The organism is Rhodomicrobium udaipurense JA643, assembly GCF_000636015.1.
In the GTDB taxonomy this organism is placed as follows: domain Bacteria; phylum Pseudomonadota; class Alphaproteobacteria; order Rhizobiales; family Rhodomicrobiaceae; genus Rhodomicrobium; species Rhodomicrobium udaipurense.
In genome coordinates this window covers 1-17,799 of record NZ_JFZJ01000067.1, presented here as the reverse complement: position 1 = coordinate 17,799, position 17,799 = coordinate 1, and the positions used below count along the sequence as shown (strand labels likewise).

The window sequence follows — 17,799 nt, the reverse complement described above, 5'->3', positions numbered from 1 at the left end:
GGCGCGCAGCTCATGCCGAACACGGTGGAACGCTTTGCCGAGGAAGAGGGCTTCGTTGCGGAAAAGGTCGTCGGCGCAGACCCCGAGGAGGTCGTGTTCAAGTTCTCCGACGCCAGCGGGAAAGATGTCGCCTCCATCGACATCAAATCGCACGGATCCGGCACCGCGCCGAAAAGCCTGATCGAAGGCAAGGCCCAGATCGGCGCCATGTCGCGACCCATCAAGGAGGATGAGGCCAAGGCCGTCGCCGATGCGGGCGTCCCGCTCAAGACGCATGTCTTCGCGCTCGACGGCATCGTGGTGTTTGTTTCGCCGAAGAACCCGGTCAAGACGCTAAGCCTCGAACAGATCGCGAAGATCTTTTCGGGCGACATCAAGGACTGGAAAGAGGTCGGCGGCAATCCCGGCCCGATCCACATCTACGCACGCGACGCGAAATCCGGCACCTTCGACACCTTCAACACGCTCGTGCTTTCCCCGCTCAAGCTGAAACTGTCGCCCGGAGCCAAGCGCTTCGAGTCGAACCACGATCTTTCCGACGAGACGGCACGCGATCCGAACGGGATCGGCTTTTCGGGCTTCGCTTATATCCGCAATGCGAAGCCGCTCTCCGTCGCTTCAAATTGCGGGATCGTCTCCGCGCCGGACGTCTTTTCGGTGAAGACCGAAGAATATCCTCTCTCGCGACGTCTCTACCTCTACAGCGGCAAGACCGGCCCGCTCGGCGACAAGCTTATCGCCTACGCGCTATCCGACAAGGCGCAGGACATCATCTCCGAAGCCGGGTTCATCAACCAGCACATCGACCTTCAGACCTTCGACCAGCAGGCTGGACGCGTATGGCCCGCCTTTCTGGTCGCGGAAAAGGACTTCAGTTTCGCCCTCATGCGCGACCTGACGGCCGACGTGAAGTCTGGCAAACGCCTGTCGGTGAACTTTCGCTTTCACCGCAACTCCGCCGTTCTCGATGACAAGGCGATGCAGGACGTGCCCCGTCTCGCGCGCTTCCTGAAGAGCGAAGCGAACGGCAAGGACTTGCTTCTCCTGGGTTTCACGGACGGGACCGGCGCTTTCGAGACGAACAAGGCCCTGTCGCTTAACCGCGCGACGAGTTTCAAGAACGCGCTTGTCGCGGAAGGCGTGCCCGCCAACAAGATCACCGTCAAGGGATACGGAAGCCTTTTGCCGGTGGGATGCAACACCTCGGACGCCGGCCAGAGCGCAAACCGCCGCGTCGAGGTCTGGATGAAGGACTGATCCACCTCCGGTTGTGGATATGGTTAACGTAGCCCTGAAAACTATTGGAAAATTGTCGCTTTATTGAGCCTGTTGCAAAAAAGCGCAACCGGGACTAGGAGAAAGGTGGTAACTTGAGTGAGTGCGACAGGGGGAAGATTGCATATGGCCTTCGCCGTCCGTTTTCGATAAGGTGGCGGTTATTATACAATCTGTGTCCGAAAAGGCGCAGATTGTTCACAAGGCCCATGCTATCGTTTCTGACGAGTCGCTGAGAATTGAAACCGCGTTGAAGCATTGACGAAAGTCTCATGCTAACAGCATCGATTATTACTCTTGAGCAAACTCCCGTTCTACGCGTTCCCGATGTCGGGTGCACCGTGGAACTCAGACGCTCGCCACGCGCCAAGCGATTTTCTCTCAAAGTAAGCCACACCGAGCGCGCCGCGATCTTGACGCTTCCCAATCGGGGCCGCGTCGAAGATGCCAGCGCATTCCTCGCCCGCCATGCGGACTGGCTGAAAAGGCAACTTGCACGCCTCCCAGAGCCTGTCCCCTTCGCGGAAGGCTCGCTCATTCCATTGCGCGGCCAGATGCATCGCGTCCGCTTCGCCGGACCGAAGCGCCATACGCAAGTCGTGTGGACCGAAACGCCAGAATACGCGCAATCCCTTCCCTGTTCCATTATCCGCCCCGACATGGCGCGCGACCTTTCCTGTTTTCGCGTCGATCCACGAATGCCCGGGCTTTTTGTAAGCGGCGATTTTGAGCATGCGCCGCGTCGCCTTCATGACTGGCTCCGCGCCGAAGTGCGCAAAGACCTCGCAGTATGCGTGGAAAAACACGCGCAAGCCCTCACTTGCAGCCCCAAACGCCTTGCGATCCGTGACCAGGCAACGCGTTGGGGCTCCTGCTCCACCAGCGGCACACTCTCTTTTTCATGGCGGCTCATCTTTGCGCCGCCATTTGTTTTGGACTACGTCGCCGCCCATGAGGTCGCCCATCTGAGGGAAATGAACCACGGCCCCAGCTTCTGGCGTCTCGTCCGCGACACGGTTCCGAATTATAATCGCGCCAAAAATTGGCTCAAAACAAATGGCACGGAGCTCCATCGGTTCGGTAGCGAAATTTAATTTCCCGTTTATTCCCTTTTGCGTCTGGCTTAACGTCTTTTTTTTAGGCACTATGGTGCGGCTTCCACGCTAGCCGCCAGAATCCCTTGGACCAGAAACGACGATTTCCCGAGTTTTATGTGACTGCGCCACAACCTTGCCCCTACCTGCCCGGGCGAATGGAGCGCAAGATCTTCACCCATTTGTCTGCGGATCGTCCCCTCGCCCTCGTCGATAATCTGCTCAAGGGTGGCTTTCGCCGCAGCCAGAACATCGCCTACATGCCCTATTGCGACCACTGCGCGGCCTGCGTGCCCGTGCGCATCGTGGTCAACGAGTTCAAGCCGCACCGCACCCTCGCGAAGATCGGGCGCGCGAACGAGGATCTTTGCGCCCGCCGCGTGTCAGGCCGCGCCACGCTCGAACAATTCTCGCTTTTCCGCGCGTATATCGAAGCCCGCCACGCCAATGGCGGCATGGCCGACATGACGCTACTCGACTATTCGATGATGATCCAGGATAGCGCGGTCGAAACCTATCTCACGGAATACCGCCTCAAGCCGCGCGATGGCGAGAGTAAAGGCCCGCTTATCGCGGCCGTGCTTTGCGACCGGCTCAGCGACGGCATCTCGCTCGTCTATTCATTTTACGATCCCGACATGGCGAAGCGCGGTCTCGGCAACTTTATCATCCTCGAACAGGTGGAATTTGCCCGGGCGCGGGGTCTCCCATATGTCTATCTCGGCTATTGGATCGCGGGCTCGCGCAAGATGGCCTACAAGACCCGCTTCACCCCGCAGGAGCATCTGACGCCGCTTGGATGGGTCCGTCGGGAATCTTAAGTGCAGTTGCGCCACCGCTGGAGGCCGCGCGCTTCAGGAAGAAGGTGTGGCGTCCGCCAGCCAACTTCGATCCAGGCATCGAGTCGACACACTGCTGCTGGCCGTAACGTCACTCCCGACGTCTCCTCGACCGCTGCAACGCGATGCAAATCGCCAGCCGATTCACGCATGATTGCTTGAACCGCGCGGGTGGCGCTGCGGCGAGCTTTGCGGTGAAAACTCCGCCTACTCGCCCATCCCGGCCTGCATCACCGTCGACGTCGCCGCATCGAGCTTGGCCACCATGTGACGCCACTTTGCCGCCGTGTTTTTCACTACCTCGTCCATCGCAAGCCGGAACTCGCGGAGCATCGAACAACGCCCCTCCTCGGAAGCCGCGTTATTTGCGTCGAAAGACTGCACCTTGACGAGCAGGGCACGGTTGGCGGCGTCCAACGCTGTCGTCGTGTCGTCCTTTACGAAGGGCGTCGCGTGAGCCGGATAGGCTTCATCGGACCAGTTGTGAAACGTGCGCAGCGCCTGAAGCTTCGCCTGCACCGCCTTCGCATTGGCCTCCTGCAAGCTGGAGATTGCAGCGCTGGTCTCCGCCATCACAGCCTTGAAAGCGCCCGCGTCGCATACCGTCGCTTGCGCGAAAGCAGGCGCGCTTGCGCCGACGAACAGGACGATGAACAGCCCTCTGACCTGCATGCCGATTTCGCTTGCCCCAAGCTTTTTGCGCATTCGCTCGGCCGGAATTCGCCCAACGTACCGCCGACCGAAAGCCTCTTTGCATGTTCGACACGCGCAAAGGCTCGACCCATTTGTTTCGCGCCTTGCAGCCAATCGCTATCCGACCCGCTGTAAAACGCTCAAGGTGCGTAGACGCGACGCGTCACGCTTTGTTAACAAACGTTAATAGACAGTTCACGGTGCGAAATTGTGGCGAAGGCGCACTCGAGCCCGACAAAACGTCATCTTTCAACGGGAGATGCCATCGCCTTCTCATACGAGCGAACACGGCGGCGTTGGAAGATCGTCGCGGCTACACGGCTCGCGGGACTGCCTGACCGCAGTCGCCATTCAACGCCCGAACATAAAAACCAACGCTCGGGAAGGCTGGCTTTTAGCTTTACGGTCGATCACTTGTCCCGTGGTTCATAGGTAAGCGGGCACAGGATCGGCGAATGAATTGGCACAGCGCTTGTCAGACTGCGCATTCTTTAAAGCGTCATGCCGCAAGTCAGACACGGCACGACGCCTTTAGTTGTCGACAACTTCTCGGCGTCAAATCGAGGTCGATTTAACGCCGACTACTCTAATACGCGAAGTTGAACTTGTAAGCAGCGCCGATGCCGGCCTGCCACTGATTTTCGTCGCCGCGAAGCTTGACAAGTGGGCTGTCGGCGGCGTCGCCTTCAAGACGGTTCCACTCGGCAAAGCCGCGAATCGACCAACGCTCGTTGACATCATATCGCGCGCTGGAGGAGACGCCCCACGAGTTCAAGCCGCCATCTGCATTATAGGCGGCCAAGCCGAGATAGTTTGTCGGCGTCGAGAAGAACTCGGAATTATACTGGCCATCGACGAACTTCAGGCGCGGACCAACCGTGAACTGCCATTGCGCAGCCGGGCGATAGATGAAGTCCGCGATGAGGTTGGCTTCGAAGCCTTCCGCGCCGGTGATGCCCTGTAGCACTTCGATGCGGGTGCGGATGAACGGCACCGGATAGTATTCCGCGAAGCCGCCGAGCTGGATCGTGTAGTCGATGTCCTGAAGGCCGTTGAGGGCGCGGCGGTCATCGCTAACATTGCGCTCGTCGATGTAGTTGCCCGCAACGCCGAAACGGAAATTGCTCGTCTGATAGAGCGTGAAGCCGAACGAGTCGTTCGGAAGGCTCAGCCATTCGTTTTCGCCAGCGCGATAAAAGTCGAAGATCGGGCGGAACGTGAAGTCCGTCTCCTTGGAGCCCGGAAAAGACGGCTCGACAGCGGCGTAGCCGCCAACGGTGACGACCCAGTAAGGGGCCGCCGCGCCATCCTTATATCCGCCATCCGCACTGAACAGGTCCGACGCCTGAGCGCCGCTCGCTGCGAGGCCCAGAAACGCAACACAAGCCGCAGCTTGTTTCAATCCCACCATAGCCCACGCCCTTGCCGTTTGACGTTTGAATCTGTGCGTAAGATGGCTGAGTCAGGCCCCGATGGCTTGTGTTTTTTGAAAGTGTACGGATCGAAGATCGATGCAAGTTGTATTTTTACATCGAATTTGAGAACGCATTCTGAATACTTCGTACCAGCGGGGTAATGCTCTGTCGATCAATCGTGAATTATAGCTGCGGCCGATGTTTACGATAATCTGATCGCCCGCATCTACGGGATTGATACGCGGACTTTTCCCCTCTGATGTGGCCGAGGAAAACGCTGAACGTGCTGGACAGCTCACCGAGTTCGGCCTTATCCCTGCACGCGGTGAACGAGAAAATCCTTGACCTTCTTGGCGAGTTCTTCCGCGCCGAGGTCGTGGAAGTTCTGATCGGTGCCGGGAACCACCGCCAGCGTCACCGTCTTGAGCTGCGAAAACTCACCCTCCGCCGCCTTGATCTCAGGAAGCGCCGGATCGCCGTCGCCCACCGCAATCAGAACCGGCAGCTTGATGCTCGGCAGAAGGTTGGTCGTCTTGAATTTAGGGTTGGACCCGTAATAGTTCGCGAACGCGCTTGCCGTCACCGCTGGATTTGAGCAGGTCAGGAAGCCCGGCACATTCACGAACTGATTGCCGTTCTGATTCGCAACAAGTTCCTCGGCTTTCCCGAGTTCCTGCCGGAGCGAGCCTCTGAAAACGGCGCGATATTCCGCTTCGGCGCTCTCCTCCGTCTGCATCAGCGGAGCCATCAGGACGACGCGTTTCACGCTCTTGTCGAGGCGGTTGATGGCGTAAAGCGCCACCTGGTTGGCGCCGCGGCCATGCCCCGCGACCGTGATGGAAGACGCGCCCTTGTCCTTCAGCCACTTCACCCAGTCCGCAATCTCGTCGATCGCGTCCTCGTGGTGATGGGCCTGTTCCATCGCACAGTTGAAGTTGCCCTTGCGGTTGTCGATGCCAAGCCCGAGCGTAATCGCAAGCGTATTGATGCCGTGGTCGCGCAGCGCGTCCTGAAGCGTCGCGATGGGTTCCATGCGGTCGCTGCCGAGCGTGTTGTGGACGATCAGAACGGCGCCGTCGCCCTTCAGCGACTTGCCCGGCGCGAGTTCCAGATTGGCGGTGAGGTCGAGCCCGAGATGGTCGATCGTGACCCGCTCGGCGACGCAAGGGGCCGCTCCCGCCGCGATCATGAACGCCGCGAAGGCCGTAACGATAAGGCCGCGCATGATTCCCCTTCCCAATATTGGTACCCAACCCGCAACCACTGGCTAGCGGGCGTTATGGACGAAATCAGGGCCAAGACCGCGGCCAAGTCAATGGCGCGGCTCCCGGTTGTGGAGAAAACGCGAGGGTTTGCCGCAAACGCCCTATCGACGGCGCTGTTTTTGCGGGGATTTCCCCCGTCGAGGCGGCCTGCCTGCGTCGGATGCACCCCCTCCGGCTGACGGCGCAGCGACAGAAACGGGGCGTGTGGCCGGCTTTGATTCGGTGCGCGCGGCCTGCGGGGCGGCGCGCTCGCGACGCGCCTTCGCCCATATGTTGAAAGCCTCGATCACCGCCGCAAAGCCCATCGCAAAGTAGATGTAGCCGCGCGGGATGTGGACCTCGAAGCCGTCCGCGATGAGCGCCACGCCGATCAGGAACAGAAAGGCCAGGCCGAGCATCTTCGTCGTCGGATGCCTCTTGATGAATTCCGCGACAGGGTTCGCCGCGAGAAACATCACGGCGATGGCGATGCAGACGGCCGCCACCATTACTTCGATGTGCTGTGCAAGGCCGACCGCCATGATGATTGAATCGAGCGAGAAGACCGCATCCATCAGCGCGATCTGCGCGATGACGGCTCCGTAACTCGCCTTGGCTGCTGAGTTGCTCGCATGTCCATCGCCTTCGACAGAGGCGTGAATTTCCTGCGTGGCCTTCACAAGCAGGAACAGACCGCCGCCGATCATGATGAGATCGCGCCACGAGAATTCACGCCCGATGACTGAAAACACGGGATAGGTGAGGTGGATGATCCAGGAAATCGCGAACAGCATCGCGATCCGCAGCACAAGCGCGAGGGTGAGTCCGATGGCGCGAGCCTGCCTTGCCTGCTCCGGCGGCAGACGCTGCGTGAGGATCGACAGCACCACGATGTTGTCGATGCCGAGGACAATTTCGAGCGCCGTCAAGGTGACGAGGGCGGCCCAGACGGACGGATCGAGTAGCAATTCCACGGTTGTTCATCCGCTCGCAGAGCGGTCCTCAAATCAAGCGCCGGACTGTGTCGCCAACTTCGATGTGTCGGATGGCGAAGCGCTTCGCCTTCTCCCGCTGATGCCGACCGCGATCAGATAAACCGCCGCACCCACAAAAACGATCCGTTCGCCGATCGTGCCGGGAAATCCATGGACCATCGCCGAGATTGCTGCCGCGCCCCATGCCAGCGCAACACCCAGCGTAAGGAGGCGCAAACGCCGAACGCGGACCGGGTGCACCCAGCATAACGGTATGAAGGTGAAGACCACGCAAACCGCGATCACGCCGGCTGCTATCGCCTGATCGAGGCCGAGCACGAAGCAGTAAAGAATGACAGCGTTCCAGATGGCTGGGAAACCGACGAAATAGCCCTCGGCCGTTTTGCTCTCCTTGTCGGAGAAGTGATAGAGCGACGAGAGCATGATGAGCGCCGCCAGCGGCAGGCGCAGACCTTCGGGCGCGACGGGCGAAGTCACCACCATATAGGCGGGTACGGTGACATAGGTCAGGTAGTCGACGACATGGTCGAGATCTTCGCCCGAAAAACGCGGCAGCGTCTTCTTGATGTCGAGCGCTCGGGCGAGCGGACCGTCAATGCCGTCCACCACCAGCGCGACCCCGAGCCACGCGAATGCGATCTCCCATTGAGAGTCGCTCGCAGCCATGAGCGCGAAAAGGCCGAAGACAGCGCCGCTTGCGGTAAGGAGATGAACGCCCGCGCAAGCCCATATCTTAAGCGTCGAGACAAAGCGCGAGGTCATCGAAAGGCCGCCGGCTGATGTCAGAATTTATGTGTGAAGGTGCCCTTGATCTGCACGTCGTCCTTTTCGATCGCGCGTTGATCGAATTGGAGGGGCGGAGCCGACAGTTCCGCCGCGGAACCGCCACTTTTCGGGCCGTACAGCAGTTCAAGGCCGAAATCAAGCTTCGGCAGGGTGCCGACGATGCCGATGCCGGGGATGGAAACTTCCGTGCCGCCCGACTTGGCGACCTGCTCCCCGGGCGCGTTGAATTCCGCCTGAGGCTGGGCCGGTTGTGCAAGCGGTGACGATGGGACTTGCGTCGCAGCCGGAGGTGTTACCGGCTCGGCCGTGAAGGCTTCCGCTGTCGTCGTCTGCTGGGCAAGCGACAAGGCGATACAACACGCCAGTGCTGCCTCCTTCAACTTTCCTTGCCTGCCCATGCACTTTACTCCCCCGCTACAAACCTAAGATGATTGCGAACCTCTATGAATGCAAGTTCGTTGATTCATCCTTTAAGTACCTCTGTTTTCGAGGATTTTAGAATTGTTGATGTGGAAGCGTTGCGAAAAAGCACCAACCTTGCGCGAAGCTTGCCATAATTTCGGCTCAATGAGCTAGCGCGAGGCGGCGGTTTGATTGCAGAGCCATTCGAGATAAGATGCCGCCACATCGCTGGGCTCGAAAGCCAGGATGGCGGGGACCGTGTAGGGGTGGCGCGCAGAAATTTCACGCATCACCTGCACCTTCAGGCTCTTTCTGGTTTTAACGAGCATGACGGCTTCGTTTCCGTTTTCGACAGCGCCTTGCCATCGATAAATTGAAACCATTCCGGGAAGAATATTGACGCAGGCGGCGAGCTTCTCTTCCACCAGCGTACTGCCTAATTTCTGAGCATCCTCTTCACTCGGAAGCGTGGTATATATGACGATCATTGCGGCATCTTCGGTCATGGCTTCATCTCGGACGGGTTCACGAATGCGCATCGCATGTCGGCTGGCCGGCTTGCCGGACAACAGGGCCGGATTCTCATGGCCGAGGTAAGCCAGGCCACGAGCCGCGGCGCGGTCTTCGCGGATAAGGTGCGCCTCGGCTTCGTTGCAAGCCCCGCGCCGGAAGCACAGGCCGCCCTGAAGAAATTCGCGAAGCGTTATGGCGCGGTGGACCCGTCCTCGGCCACCGTGATCGTGGCGCTGGGCGGCGACGGGCTCATGCTGTCCACGCTCCATCGCTTCATGGGCACCGAGGTGCCGATTTACGGCATGCATCGCGGCTCGGTCGGCTTCCTCATGAACGAATTCATCGAGGACGACCTGCCCGAACGCGTGGCCAACGCCAAACTGTCGATCATCCACCCCCTCAAGATGCAGGTCGAGAACATGGCGGGCGAGACGCTCAACGCGCTCGCTGTGAACGAGGTCCATCTGTTCCGCCAGACCGCGCAGAGCGCTAGGCTGTCGATTTCGGTCGACGGCAAGGAGCGCATCGGCGAACTCGTCGCTGACGGCGTGCTGGTGGCGACGCCTGCGGGCAGCACCGCCTACAATTTCTCGGCGGGCGGCCCGATTCTGCCGTTGAAGGCCAAGCTGCTTGCGCTCACCCCCATCAGCCCGTTTAGGCCGCGGCGCTGGCGGGGCGCGCTTCTCTCGAACAAGGCGCATGTGAAGATCACGGTGCAGGAAGCCGGGAAACGCCCCGTTAGCGCTGTGGCCGACCATGCCGAGTTCCGTAACGTTCTCTCCGTTTCGATTCGCGAGGAGCGCGCCATCGGGCTGAAGCTCCTTTTCGATCCGGGTCACGCGCTTGAGGAGCGCATTCTCGCCGAACAGTTCCGGTTCTGACCGTGCGAACCGCGCGCCCTCCGCATGCGGGAAAGCGCGACGTAACCTTTGCCGGATAATGATGCCTGAAGCGCGAAAAAGGGGTTTGCGATGCGGACGGGTCTTGCAGGTCTCCTTGGCGGCTTTTGCGTCGGCGGCCTGATGCTTTCGGCGACGGGAGCGGCGGCGGCCGAGACACGCGCGGTGATCGTGCTCGATGCGACGGCGCAGATGAACGCGCATCTCGGTGCAAAGACGAAGATCGACATCGCGCGGGCGAGCATCACCGGCGCGCTCGCCAGGCTCGGTCCGGGCGCCAGCGTCTCGCTGTGGACGTTTGGCGGTAATCCGCAGAAGAAGTGCGAAGATCGCGCCGATTCGCTGTCGGGTCAGTCGCGGGAAGCGACGCTGCCAGCTCTGACCAAGGCACTCGCCAAGATCCAGCCGAAAGCAGGACGCGCGCCCGCGTTCTCGGCCGTCGAAGAGGCGGTGAAGGCATTCGGCGGCGACAAGCCCGTTTCGGCGGTGCTGATCGCGGGCACCGGCGACGACTGCGCGGCCGATGTCTGCGCCGCCGCGCGTGCGCTCCATGACGCAGCACCGCAGACGAAACTCACCGTGTTCGGCCTCGGCGCGAACGAGAAGGCGGCGGCCGCCTACACCTGCGCGGCCAAGGCCATGGGCGGCGGCTTCACCGCGATCAAGGCGCCCGCCGACCTCGACAAGGCGCTGCGCCAGACTCTGGCGGATGCTCAAGCCGAGATGGCGAAGGCCGCGACCGCGAGCGAGGCCGCCCCGCCTGCTGGTGCGCCCGCCAAACCCGCGACAACCGCCATTCCATCGCCGCCGGGCACCGACGCCGGCAAAACCGCCGCCGCCACCCCGGACGAGGCCGCGCCTGCCGCGCCGCCTGCTTCACCCGCCGACAACAAGCCAGCGCCGCCCGCACCTGCCCAGCCTGAGCCGAACGTCGTCCTTTCCGCCACGCTTGCGCCAGGTTTGCCGATGCTCGACGCCGGAGTGACATGGGAAATCTTCAAGATCGTGCCGACGCCCACCGGCCAGATGCGCGAGGCTGACGCGCCGCTCTGGGTCGGCGGTGGCGGACAGGCGAAAGCGAAATTGCCGGACGGCCGTTACAAGGTCCAACTCACCTACGGCCTTGCCACGGCGAGCGCGGAAGTCGCGGTCGAGGGTTCAAGAGTCGAGCGCACGGTGCCGCTCGACGCTGGCACGATTGCCGTCGAAGCCCTGAAATCGCCGGGCGGCGACCCGGCGGTGGGCGCATTCTTCACGCTCTATCGGCAGGGCGCAAACGGCACGCGCGAAGAGATCGGCCGCTCAAGCATCGCACCCGCGATCTTTCAGGTGAACAGCGGCAGCTACATCCTCGCGGCCACGGCAGGGCTTGCGCGGCTTGAAACGCCGGTGCGCGTCGAAAGCGGAAAGGTCTCCGTCGTCAGCATGGCGCTGAACGTCGGCACGCTCGCGATCAGGACGCTCGCCGCCCCAACCGCGCAGACGGCGCTTCCCGCATGGCATCGCCTGTTTGCCGAAGGCGCCAACCCGGCCGCGAAGGCTGGCGCGCCGCTCGTTCGCCTGTCCGGCGCATCGCCGCGTATCGATCTTCCGGCGGGAACCTATCGCCTTGAAACCGTCTATGGCGCGATCCGCGACGTGCGGACCGTGAGCGTCGCCGCGGGCCGGACGACGCCGGAAAACATCACCCTCGACGCGGGCGAAGCGAAAATCACCCTGCCCTCCGGCAAGCAGGACGGTGTCTGCGCGGTCTACGAGGCGGGCGGCGAACGCGCGGCCTCGCCCTTGGTCCGTGCGGCGGGCGGCGAGCCCCATTTCATCCTGAAGGCCGGCCGCTACGACCTCGAATGTCGGGCGAAGAACAAGCCGGACGCGCCGCGCCGGGCCGAAATCGTCATCGTCGCCGGAGAGGTGAAGACGACGAATCTCGGGGAGTGACCGCTTTCGCCTCAATTTCATCGAAGGCAGTTTCTAGCGTCTCCCGCGAAGCAGTCGCTTCAAGAGCATGAGGACGACCCGAACATCCGATGACGACTTTCCGGGGGGAAAAATCGATGCGCGCTGCGACGCTGGCGTTCCTTGCACGCGCCTTCGCAACCGCGCTCGCGGCTATGCTTTGCGTGGCGATGGGATTCGCCGCCGCCGACGCCGCAACGAAATACAGAGGGAGCCCGAACGTCGTCGATGGCGAGGAGATTCCGACCGACGCCGAAGCCGTCATTCCGCCAGACGCAGGCATGGAGGGCGAGCAGCCGCATGCGCGGCCCGCCCCCCCGACTTCGGGGCCGCCCGCTCCGGTTACCCTCACGGCTTATCTGAGCGAGGGCAGCGCGCCGATGGTGGCCGACGTGGTCTGGCGCGTGTTCCAGCAGCGCAACGCCCGCGACGGCACCTATAAGCTCGTCACCAAAATTCACGAGGCGCGCCCAACGATTGAACTGAAGCCGGGCCGGTATCTCGTGAACGTCGCCTACGGCCGCGCAAACCTGACGCGAAAGATCGACGTCTGGCCGCAGACGCCCTCTAACGAGGATTTCGTCGTCAACGCGGGCGGGCTTCGGCTGATGGCTACGCTGGCGCATGGCCCCATCGTCGCGGAACACCTGCTGAAGCTCGAAATCTTCTCCGATGCGCAAGATCAGACGGGCAACCGGCAGCGGCTTTTCGGCGACCTCCGGCCGGGTATCGTCATTCGCCTGAACTCCGGCATTTATCACATCGTCAGCACGTACGGCGACGCGAACTCGGTCGTATCGACGGACATCGTGATCGAACCCGGCAAGATCGCCGAGGCGAACGTCGATCACGACGCGGGCAAGGTTACGCTGAAGCTCGTACAACGCAGGGGCGGCGAGGCGGTCGCGGACACGCGGTGGACGATCTACAATGCTAGCGGCGAGGTGATCCGCGAAAGCGCGGGCGCGTTCCCGACGCACGTGCTCGCGGCGGGGGAATACCGCGTGGCGGCGCAGCATGGCGAGCGTCAATTTGCCGGGGCCTTTACGATTGCGGCGGGCGACACGACCCTCGTCGAAGTCCTCATGCAATAGGCCGGGGCCGCGCGGGCGCGCGGCCATTCATTTTTGCTCTGACCGGAACTGAGAGAGCACGAAGACGCAAAGACAAACGCTACACACGACGTAAAGCGCAATGGTGGCCGTCCACGCGAGCGACTGGTCGCCCGTTTGCTCCACCGCACGCGGCAAGGCGGCAAGCGTCTCGTCGAGGCGCATTGTGGACGCGACTGCCATATAATGCGTCGATGAAAGGACGATGCCGAGCGCCACAGCGCCCGCGCTTGTCAACACGATGCCCCGCAGCCGTATCCGCAACAGGAGCCACAGCGCAACGATTGCCGCCTGGATCGAAATCGCGACGCCTATGACCGTCAGGAACCAGGACAAGCGCTGTTCCCGCCCGGCTACCGCCGCGAGGCCCGAATAGTTCGTGAGCACGAGCGTAAAGCCGAGGAGCGTCGCGGCGAGCGGCAGGCGAGTGGCGGCCGCCTCCGGCCTTATGCCGACGAGAAGCAGCGCCGCTGTCGTTCCGCTGAACGCCGCGAGCGCAGAAAGGGCGAGCAGTTCCGGGTTATGTTCGAGATTGACCGGCGATTCGAGCGCCAGAAGGCCCACGAAATGCGTCGTCCAGATCGCGCCGCCGAGCACCAGCCCGGCCATGAGAAGCCGGACGCGCCTTTCGCCGCCGCGAAGCCGATCCAGGTTCGACATGAGGATAGCCGCCGTAAGGGCGCCGATGAGCGAGATCGCCACCGACAGGATCACCAGCTCTGTCTCGTGTGGAATAGCCATCCGGCGCTTTCCGCTCGTGGTCGCTGCGCAAGTCCTCTGGCAGACACGTTTGGCACTGCAACCCGTTCGATTCGTGGCGAGTTGCGATGGCGACGCGACAGGCCGTGACCCTAACCCTTCTGGGTTTTCCCAGGCTTGAGCGATGGCGACGGCATGGCTGCCTACCGTGGTGCGCATGGCAGGCGCTGATCAGGGCACCTGCGGCGGCAAGACCACGCCGCGCTTTTTCTCGCGCATCAGCGTAAGCATCCCGGACCCGACGATGAGGGCGATCCCGGCCGCCATCGGTGCGTCAACGTCGTCGCCGAAGAACAGATAACCGAACAACACCGCCCAGATCATCTGGCTATATTGCGTCGTTCCGACAAGCGATGCCGGCGCTTCGGCGGTCGCATGAATGAGCAGCACGCTCGCGATCGCCGCCAGCAACCCGTATGAAGCCAGCAGCACCCACTCGATTCGCGTCGGCATCTGAAAGGTCGGGATCGACGCGAGGCCGCAAAGGACGATCACGCCGAGCATGCCCGCGCCGAACAGCGATGCGTTCGTTTCCTTCGGCCCCATCGCGCGCAGGATCACCACCGAAACAGCAGCGCCGAGCGCGCAGATGAACGCTCCCAGATGACCCACGGTAAGCTCGCGAAAACCGGGACGCAGCACGATCAGCACGCCCGCGAAACCGATCAGTACGGCGGACCACCGCCGCACGCCGACACGCTCCTTCAGGAAAACCACCGACAGGACGATGATGAGCGAGGGCATCAAAAAGATAAGGACGAAAGCCTCCGCCATGGAGAGATGCGTGAAGGCCACGATCGCGCCGACCGAACTCAGCGCCGACGAGACGAACCGAACAAACCAGAGCGGCCTGTTCGTCGTACGCATCATGTCGAAGAACCCTTCCCCCTTCGCGAGCGCGAGCGGCAATGCCGCCATCCCGATGAGCGTTCCAAGGAAGGCCGATTCATAAGCCGGGATCGCGCCCGCGATGGCCTTCACCGAGGCGTCGCTCACGGCATAGGCGAAGAAGGCGAGAAAGGCGATGAGAACGCCTCTGAGATGCTGATCGGAGGACAAGGGTTTGCTTTGCGGTGCGAGGGCGGGCGATGCAACGCTGGATAGCGCCCGTATGTGGCAGGTTGGCGACAGGGCGGCCGAAATGATGCCGTGCGCTACAGCGCTCGCGGGCTGATCCAAAGGGGCGGAGTCACTCCCACGGATTGAGAAGCGGCACCTCGGTTGCGATGAAATCCTTCACGTTGCGGGTGACGACAGTGAGGCCATGCACAAACCCCGTCGCCGCGATCAGCGTATCGACCACCGGCGCGCGCCCTTCCTTGCTGAGCGCGCCCCAGACGCGGGCCACTTCAGCGGTCACGTCGAGGATGCGATCCGAGAAATCCGTCTCGATGCGGTCTGCCCAGCGGCCGATCTGGTCGGCTGCGACCGCGTCCGTGAGACGCTTCTTCTCAACGCCCTTTTTCATCTCGCCGATGGTCAGCACGCTGAGATAGAGCTTCGCGCCGTCGACGCCTTCGAGAAAGCGGATCACGCCCGCATTCGGACGCAGCTTGCGCGTTTCCGACAGCACGCAGGTGTCGAGGAGGTAGCCGGCCATGGTGCGCTTTCAGACGGAGCGGGGTGGAGGAGTTGCGCGCGGCGCCAACCGGCACTCCGCTAGAAGCCTAAAAGTCGAAATCGCGGCCCGTGTCGCGGCTTCGCGGCGTGTCGAACTCCCCGACCTTCGGGCCGCCCAGCAGATGCGCCTTGAAGCCGCCCGAGCCAGCCGCCAACCGCCGATAATCCTCCATCGACAGAACCACGGCCCGCTCGGCCCCATGCCGCGTGATGATTTGCGGGCCTTCGCCCTGCGCGCGCTCGATCACTTCGCTCAAGTGCGCCTTGGCGTCCTGAACCTGCCAATGTGTCATGCGAGCGTCCTCCTGACCAGAATATAGGGCATTCTGGTCTGAGACGGAAGGGCGTTGGCTGCGACTGGAGGCATAGGACCACCAGAACCGCGCCATGCCGCCGCCGTATTCGTAAGGGGAAATGGCGAAGCTTTACCGGAACTGTGACACCACAGCCATCTTCCGCGAGCGATAATTCCGGCTGACTGCCATTCCGAAGAAAGCGTGAGAATCCATGACTCGTCGTCGGCAGAACCGAATTCTCCGCATCGTCGTTGCCGTTCTTGTAGGCTTCATCGCCTTATCGCTTTTGTCAAAGATCAACGATGACAACCCCCGCCTTTCCAATCTGTATGAGTTCATAAAGGATTCTTCGCTTCTGATCGCAACCATCGCAGTCGCTTATCTGGCGAACATCTATCAGAGAAGGCAGAACTTTCTTGATTCCTTGCGGGAGCAATGGCGCGAAATTGTGAAGACGAAAGGGGCTCTGCTCTATTATTGCAAGACGTCGGAACCGGATGCCGGCCAATATTGGAAAGCTTTTACGCAACTCTCCGAATGCATCGACAACATGCGCATCGTCTATGCCAATGTCGGCGAGACGAACGAACTGATCGGCGCCTACCCTTTCGAGCCTCTCCATGACATGCGGCGGGCTTTTGAAAAGCTGGACCCTGCCGCTTCGACAGCCGAAGATCGCGCTCTGGTCTGGGAGAAAATTGAGCAGGCGTTCAACGCAATCCGCGAGAAATTCCTCGACGAATTCGACATCGAGGCGCCGTCAAAGCCGATCCTGAAAAGAGGGACCGGGCGAACGAAAGTCAAAGGCGCTCGCGTCTGAGACAATGCTCCGGCGATTGGCGCTGTCGCCAAAAGTGCTCTACGTGCGTATTCGGCTGCGGGCTTTTCCGAGCCGTCACGTCTTCAGCCTGTAGCCGGTGCGGAACACCCAATAGACCGCGAGGATGCACAGCGAGAGGAAACCCGCCGTCATGGCAAGGCTCACGCCGGGGCTGACGTCCGCGATGTTGAAGAACGACCAGCGGAAACCGCTGATGAGATAGACGATCGGATTGAACAGCGTCACCGTCTGCCAAGCGGGCGGCAGCACATGGATGGAATAAAACGCCCCGCCGAGGAAGGTCAGCGGCGTGATGACGAGCAGGGGGATCACCTGAAGCTTCTCGAAATTATCCGCCCATATGCCGATCAGGAAGCCGAACAGGCTGAAGGTGATCGCGGTCAGCACAAGGAAGCCGATCATCGCAACCGGATGGGCAATGTCGAGCGGCACGAACAGGCCGGCGGTTGCGAGCACGATCAGGCCGAGAATGATGGATTTCGTCGCCGCCGCGCCGACGCAGCCGAGCGCGATTTCGAGGCCGGAGATCGGCGCGGACAGGATTTCGTAGATCGTGCCGAGGAAGCGCGGGAAATAGATGCCGAAGGACGCGTTCGCCACCGAGTTCGTGAGGATCGTCAGCATGATGAGGCCTGGCACGATGAACGCGCCGTAAGTCACGCCCTGCATGTCGGTGATGCGGCCGCCGATGGCCGAGCCGAACACCACGAAGTAAAGCACCGTCGAGATGACGGGCGAGACCACGCTTTGCAGCAGCGTGCGGCGCATGCGCGCCATCTCGAACTTGTAGATTGCGTAAACGCCGCGCCAGTTCATTTGCCGCTCACAAGCCCCACGAAGATATCTTCGAGCGAGCTTTGCTTGGTGTTCAGATCCTTGAAGCGGATGCCAGCCGCTGAAAGCTCGTTCAGAAGCGCTGTAATGCCGGTGTGCTCGCCCTTGGTGTCGTAGGTATAAACGAGTTGCTGGCCGTTCCCGGCGAGCAAGAGACTGTGACGCCCTAGTTCCGGCGGAAGCGCCGCGAGCGGCTGCGCAAGGTCTAGGATGAGTTGTTTCTGTC

At 61.6% G+C, this 17,799-nt stretch carries 19 protein-coding genes and 1 pseudogene; 7 read left to right on the top strand and 13 right to left on the bottom strand.

Going from position 1 to position 17,799, the window contains the following annotated elements; genetic code table 11:
* The 3 genes from T281_RS10775 to T281_RS10765 form a co-directional block, all read left to right on the top strand.
* Positions 1 to 1,257, top strand: a 1,257-nt coding sequence (locus T281_RS10775; protein ID WP_037238365.1) for a substrate-binding domain-containing protein, incomplete at its 5' end; no start/stop codon positions are given.
* Between the two features lie 290 nt (positions 1,258 to 1,547).
* Positions 1,548 to 2,369, top strand: coding sequence for a M48 family metallopeptidase (locus T281_RS18275; protein WP_081796727.1), 822 nt, complete (start codon positions 1,548 to 1,550; stop codon positions 2,367 to 2,369).
* Between the two features lie 86 nt (positions 2,370 to 2,455).
* Positions 2,456 to 3,190 (top strand): arginyltransferase, encoded by a 735-nt coding sequence (locus tag T281_RS10765; protein ID WP_037238344.1) that lies wholly within the window; start codon positions 2,456 to 2,458, stop codon positions 3,188 to 3,190.
* A 225-nt stretch (positions 3,191 to 3,415) separates the two neighbouring features.
* On the opposite strand, the gene T281_RS10760 is transcribed toward T281_RS10765, so the two are convergent.
* The 7 genes from T281_RS10760 to cutA all read right to left on the bottom strand — a co-directional run bounded on the left by T281_RS10760 (position 3,416) and on the right by cutA (position 9,249).
* Complete coding sequence (locus T281_RS10760) at positions 3,416 to 3,913, bottom strand: hypothetical protein (protein ID WP_037238341.1); 498 nt, start codon at positions 3,911 to 3,913, stop codon at positions 3,416 to 3,418.
* A gap of 574 nt (positions 3,914 to 4,487) precedes the next feature.
* Positions 4,488 to 5,312, bottom strand: coding sequence for a MipA/OmpV family protein (locus T281_RS17765; RefSeq protein ID WP_052037375.1), 825 nt, complete (start codon positions 5,310 to 5,312; stop codon positions 4,488 to 4,490).
* Between the two features lie 314 nt (positions 5,313 to 5,626).
* Entirely contained in the window at positions 5,627 to 6,541 is a 915-nt protein-coding gene (locus T281_RS10750) for an alpha/beta hydrolase (protein ID WP_037238338.1), read from the bottom strand.
* 141 nt (positions 6,542 to 6,682) lie between these two features.
* The gene (locus T281_RS10745; RefSeq protein WP_037238336.1) at positions 6,683 to 7,534 is read right to left on the bottom strand and encodes a TerC family protein; all 852 of its coding nucleotides are present in this window, start codon (positions 7,532 to 7,534) and stop codon (positions 6,683 to 6,685) included.
* A 33-nt stretch (positions 7,535 to 7,567) separates the two neighbouring features.
* Positions 7,568 to 8,317 (bottom strand): CDP-alcohol phosphatidyltransferase family protein, encoded by a 750-nt coding sequence (locus T281_RS10740; RefSeq protein WP_052037374.1) that lies wholly within the window; start codon positions 8,315 to 8,317, stop codon positions 7,568 to 7,570.
* Between the two features lie 20 nt (positions 8,318 to 8,337).
* On the bottom strand, positions 8,338 to 8,739 hold the full coding sequence (locus tag T281_RS10735; RefSeq protein ID WP_013419028.1) for a hypothetical protein: 402 nt from the start codon (positions 8,737 to 8,739) through the stop codon (positions 8,338 to 8,340).
* Positions 8,740 to 8,913: 174 nt separating this feature from the next.
* Complete coding sequence (gene cutA, locus T281_RS10730; RefSeq protein WP_037238330.1) at positions 8,914 to 9,249, bottom strand: divalent-cation tolerance protein CutA; 336 nt, start codon at positions 9,247 to 9,249, stop codon at positions 8,914 to 8,916.
* Positions 9,250 to 9,285: 36 nt separating this feature from the next.
* Here cutA and T281_RS10725 point away from each other — a divergent pair, with 36 nt between their 5' ends.
* The 3 genes from T281_RS10725 (at position 9,286) to T281_RS10715 (ending at position 13,205) form a co-directional block, all read left to right on the top strand.
* Positions 9,286 to 10,137, top strand: a complete 852-nt coding sequence (locus T281_RS10725; RefSeq protein WP_338053305.1) for an NAD kinase — start codon at positions 9,286 to 9,288, stop codon at positions 10,135 to 10,137.
* Between the two features lie 90 nt (positions 10,138 to 10,227).
* The gene (locus tag T281_RS10720; RefSeq protein WP_037238326.1) at positions 10,228 to 12,093 is read left to right on the top strand and encodes a vWA domain-containing protein; all 1,866 of its coding nucleotides are present in this window, start codon (positions 10,228 to 10,230) and stop codon (positions 12,091 to 12,093) included.
* Positions 12,094 to 12,209: 116 nt separating this feature from the next.
* The gene (locus tag T281_RS10715; RefSeq protein ID WP_052037373.1) at positions 12,210 to 13,205 is read left to right on the top strand and encodes a hypothetical protein; all 996 of its coding nucleotides are present in this window, start codon (positions 12,210 to 12,212) and stop codon (positions 13,203 to 13,205) included.
* A gap of 27 nt (positions 13,206 to 13,232) precedes the next feature.
* Here the strand turns inward: T281_RS10715 and T281_RS10710 are convergent, their stop codons facing one another.
* From T281_RS10710 to T281_RS10695, 4 genes are all read right to left on the bottom strand, one after another.
* Positions 13,233 to 13,964: an MHYT domain-containing protein gene (locus T281_RS10710; RefSeq protein ID WP_162173155.1), complete on the bottom strand. Its 732-nt coding sequence runs from the start codon at positions 13,962 to 13,964 to the stop codon at positions 13,233 to 13,235.
* Between the two features lie 189 nt (positions 13,965 to 14,153).
* On the bottom strand, positions 14,154 to 15,041 hold the full coding sequence (locus tag T281_RS10705) for a DMT family transporter (protein WP_037238321.1): 888 nt from the start codon (positions 15,039 to 15,041) through the stop codon (positions 14,154 to 14,156).
* 130 nt (positions 15,042 to 15,171) lie between these two features.
* Entirely contained in the window at positions 15,172 to 15,582 is a 411-nt protein-coding gene (locus T281_RS10700) for a type II toxin-antitoxin system VapC family toxin (protein WP_037238318.1), read from the bottom strand.
* A gap of 67 nt (positions 15,583 to 15,649) precedes the next feature.
* Positions 15,650 to 15,895, bottom strand: coding sequence for a type II toxin-antitoxin system Phd/YefM family antitoxin (locus T281_RS10695; protein ID WP_037238315.1), 246 nt, complete (start codon positions 15,893 to 15,895; stop codon positions 15,650 to 15,652).
* Between the two features lie 214 nt (positions 15,896 to 16,109).
* On the opposite strand from T281_RS10695, the gene T281_RS10690 reads away from it, so the two are divergent.
* Entirely contained in the window at positions 16,110 to 16,718 is a 609-nt protein-coding gene (locus T281_RS10690) for a hypothetical protein (RefSeq protein WP_052037372.1), read from the top strand.
* 75 nt (positions 16,719 to 16,793) lie between these two features.
* Here the strand turns inward: T281_RS10690 and T281_RS10685 are convergent, their stop codons facing one another.
* Together T281_RS10685 and T281_RS19115 are read right to left on the bottom strand one after the other, a co-directional pair.
* The gene (locus T281_RS10685) at positions 16,794 to 17,555 is read right to left on the bottom strand and encodes an ABC transporter permease (RefSeq protein WP_013419038.1); all 762 of its coding nucleotides are present in this window, start codon (positions 17,553 to 17,555) and stop codon (positions 16,794 to 16,796) included.
* A pseudogene (locus tag T281_RS19115) lies at positions 17,552 to 17,799 on the bottom strand (multidrug ABC transporter ATP-binding protein); the annotation flags it as partial. The pseudogene T281_RS19115 and the gene T281_RS10685, both read right to left, overlap by 4 nt.

What these genes read in the sequence shown, in the direction of transcription:
- T281_RS10700 (WP_037238318.1), bottom strand. Translation starts at nt 15,582, where the DNA reads ATGGCCGGCTACCTCCTCGACACCTGCGTGCTGTCGGAAACGCGCAAG.
- T281_RS10695 (WP_037238315.1), bottom strand. Translation starts at nt 15,895, where the DNA reads ATGACACATTGGCAGGTTCAGGACGCCAAGGCGCACTTGAGCGAAGTG.
- T281_RS10725 (WP_338053305.1), top strand. Translation starts at nt 9,286, where the DNA reads ATGTCGGCTGGCCGGCTTGCCGGACAACAGGGCCGGATTCTCATGGCC.
- T281_RS10720 (WP_037238326.1), top strand. Translation starts at nt 10,228, where the DNA reads ATGCGGACGGGTCTTGCAGGTCTCCTTGGCGGCTTTTGCGTCGGCGGC.
- T281_RS17765 (WP_052037375.1), bottom strand. Translation starts at nt 5,312, where the DNA reads ATGGTGGGATTGAAACAAGCTGCGGCTTGTGTTGCGTTTCTGGGCCTC.
- T281_RS10735 (WP_013419028.1), bottom strand. Translation starts at nt 8,739, where the DNA reads ATGGGCAGGCAAGGAAAGTTGAAGGAGGCAGCACTGGCGTGTTGTATC.
- T281_RS18275 (WP_081796727.1), top strand. Translation starts at nt 1,548, where the DNA reads ATGCTAACAGCATCGATTATTACTCTTGAGCAAACTCCCGTTCTACGC.
- T281_RS10690 (WP_052037372.1), top strand. Translation starts at nt 16,110, where the DNA reads ATGACTCGTCGTCGGCAGAACCGAATTCTCCGCATCGTCGTTGCCGTT.
- cutA (WP_037238330.1), bottom strand. Translation starts at nt 9,249, where the DNA reads ATGACCGAAGATGCCGCAATGATCGTCATATATACCACGCTTCCGAGT.
- T281_RS10685 (WP_013419038.1), bottom strand. Translation starts at nt 17,555, where the DNA reads ATGAACTGGCGCGGCGTTTACGCAATCTACAAGTTCGAGATGGCGCGC.
- T281_RS10760 (WP_037238341.1), bottom strand. Translation starts at nt 3,913, where the DNA reads ATGCGCAAAAAGCTTGGGGCAAGCGAAATCGGCATGCAGGTCAGAGGG.
- T281_RS10740 (WP_052037374.1), bottom strand. Translation starts at nt 8,317, where the DNA reads ATGACCTCGCGCTTTGTCTCGACGCTTAAGATATGGGCTTGCGCGGGC.
- T281_RS10710 (WP_162173155.1), bottom strand. Translation starts at nt 13,964, where the DNA reads ATGGCTATTCCACACGAGACAGAGCTGGTGATCCTGTCGGTGGCGATC.
- T281_RS10715 (WP_052037373.1), top strand. Translation starts at nt 12,210, where the DNA reads ATGCGCGCTGCGACGCTGGCGTTCCTTGCACGCGCCTTCGCAACCGCG.
- T281_RS10750 (WP_037238338.1), bottom strand. Translation starts at nt 6,541, where the DNA reads ATGCGCGGCCTTATCGTTACGGCCTTCGCGGCGTTCATGATCGCGGCG.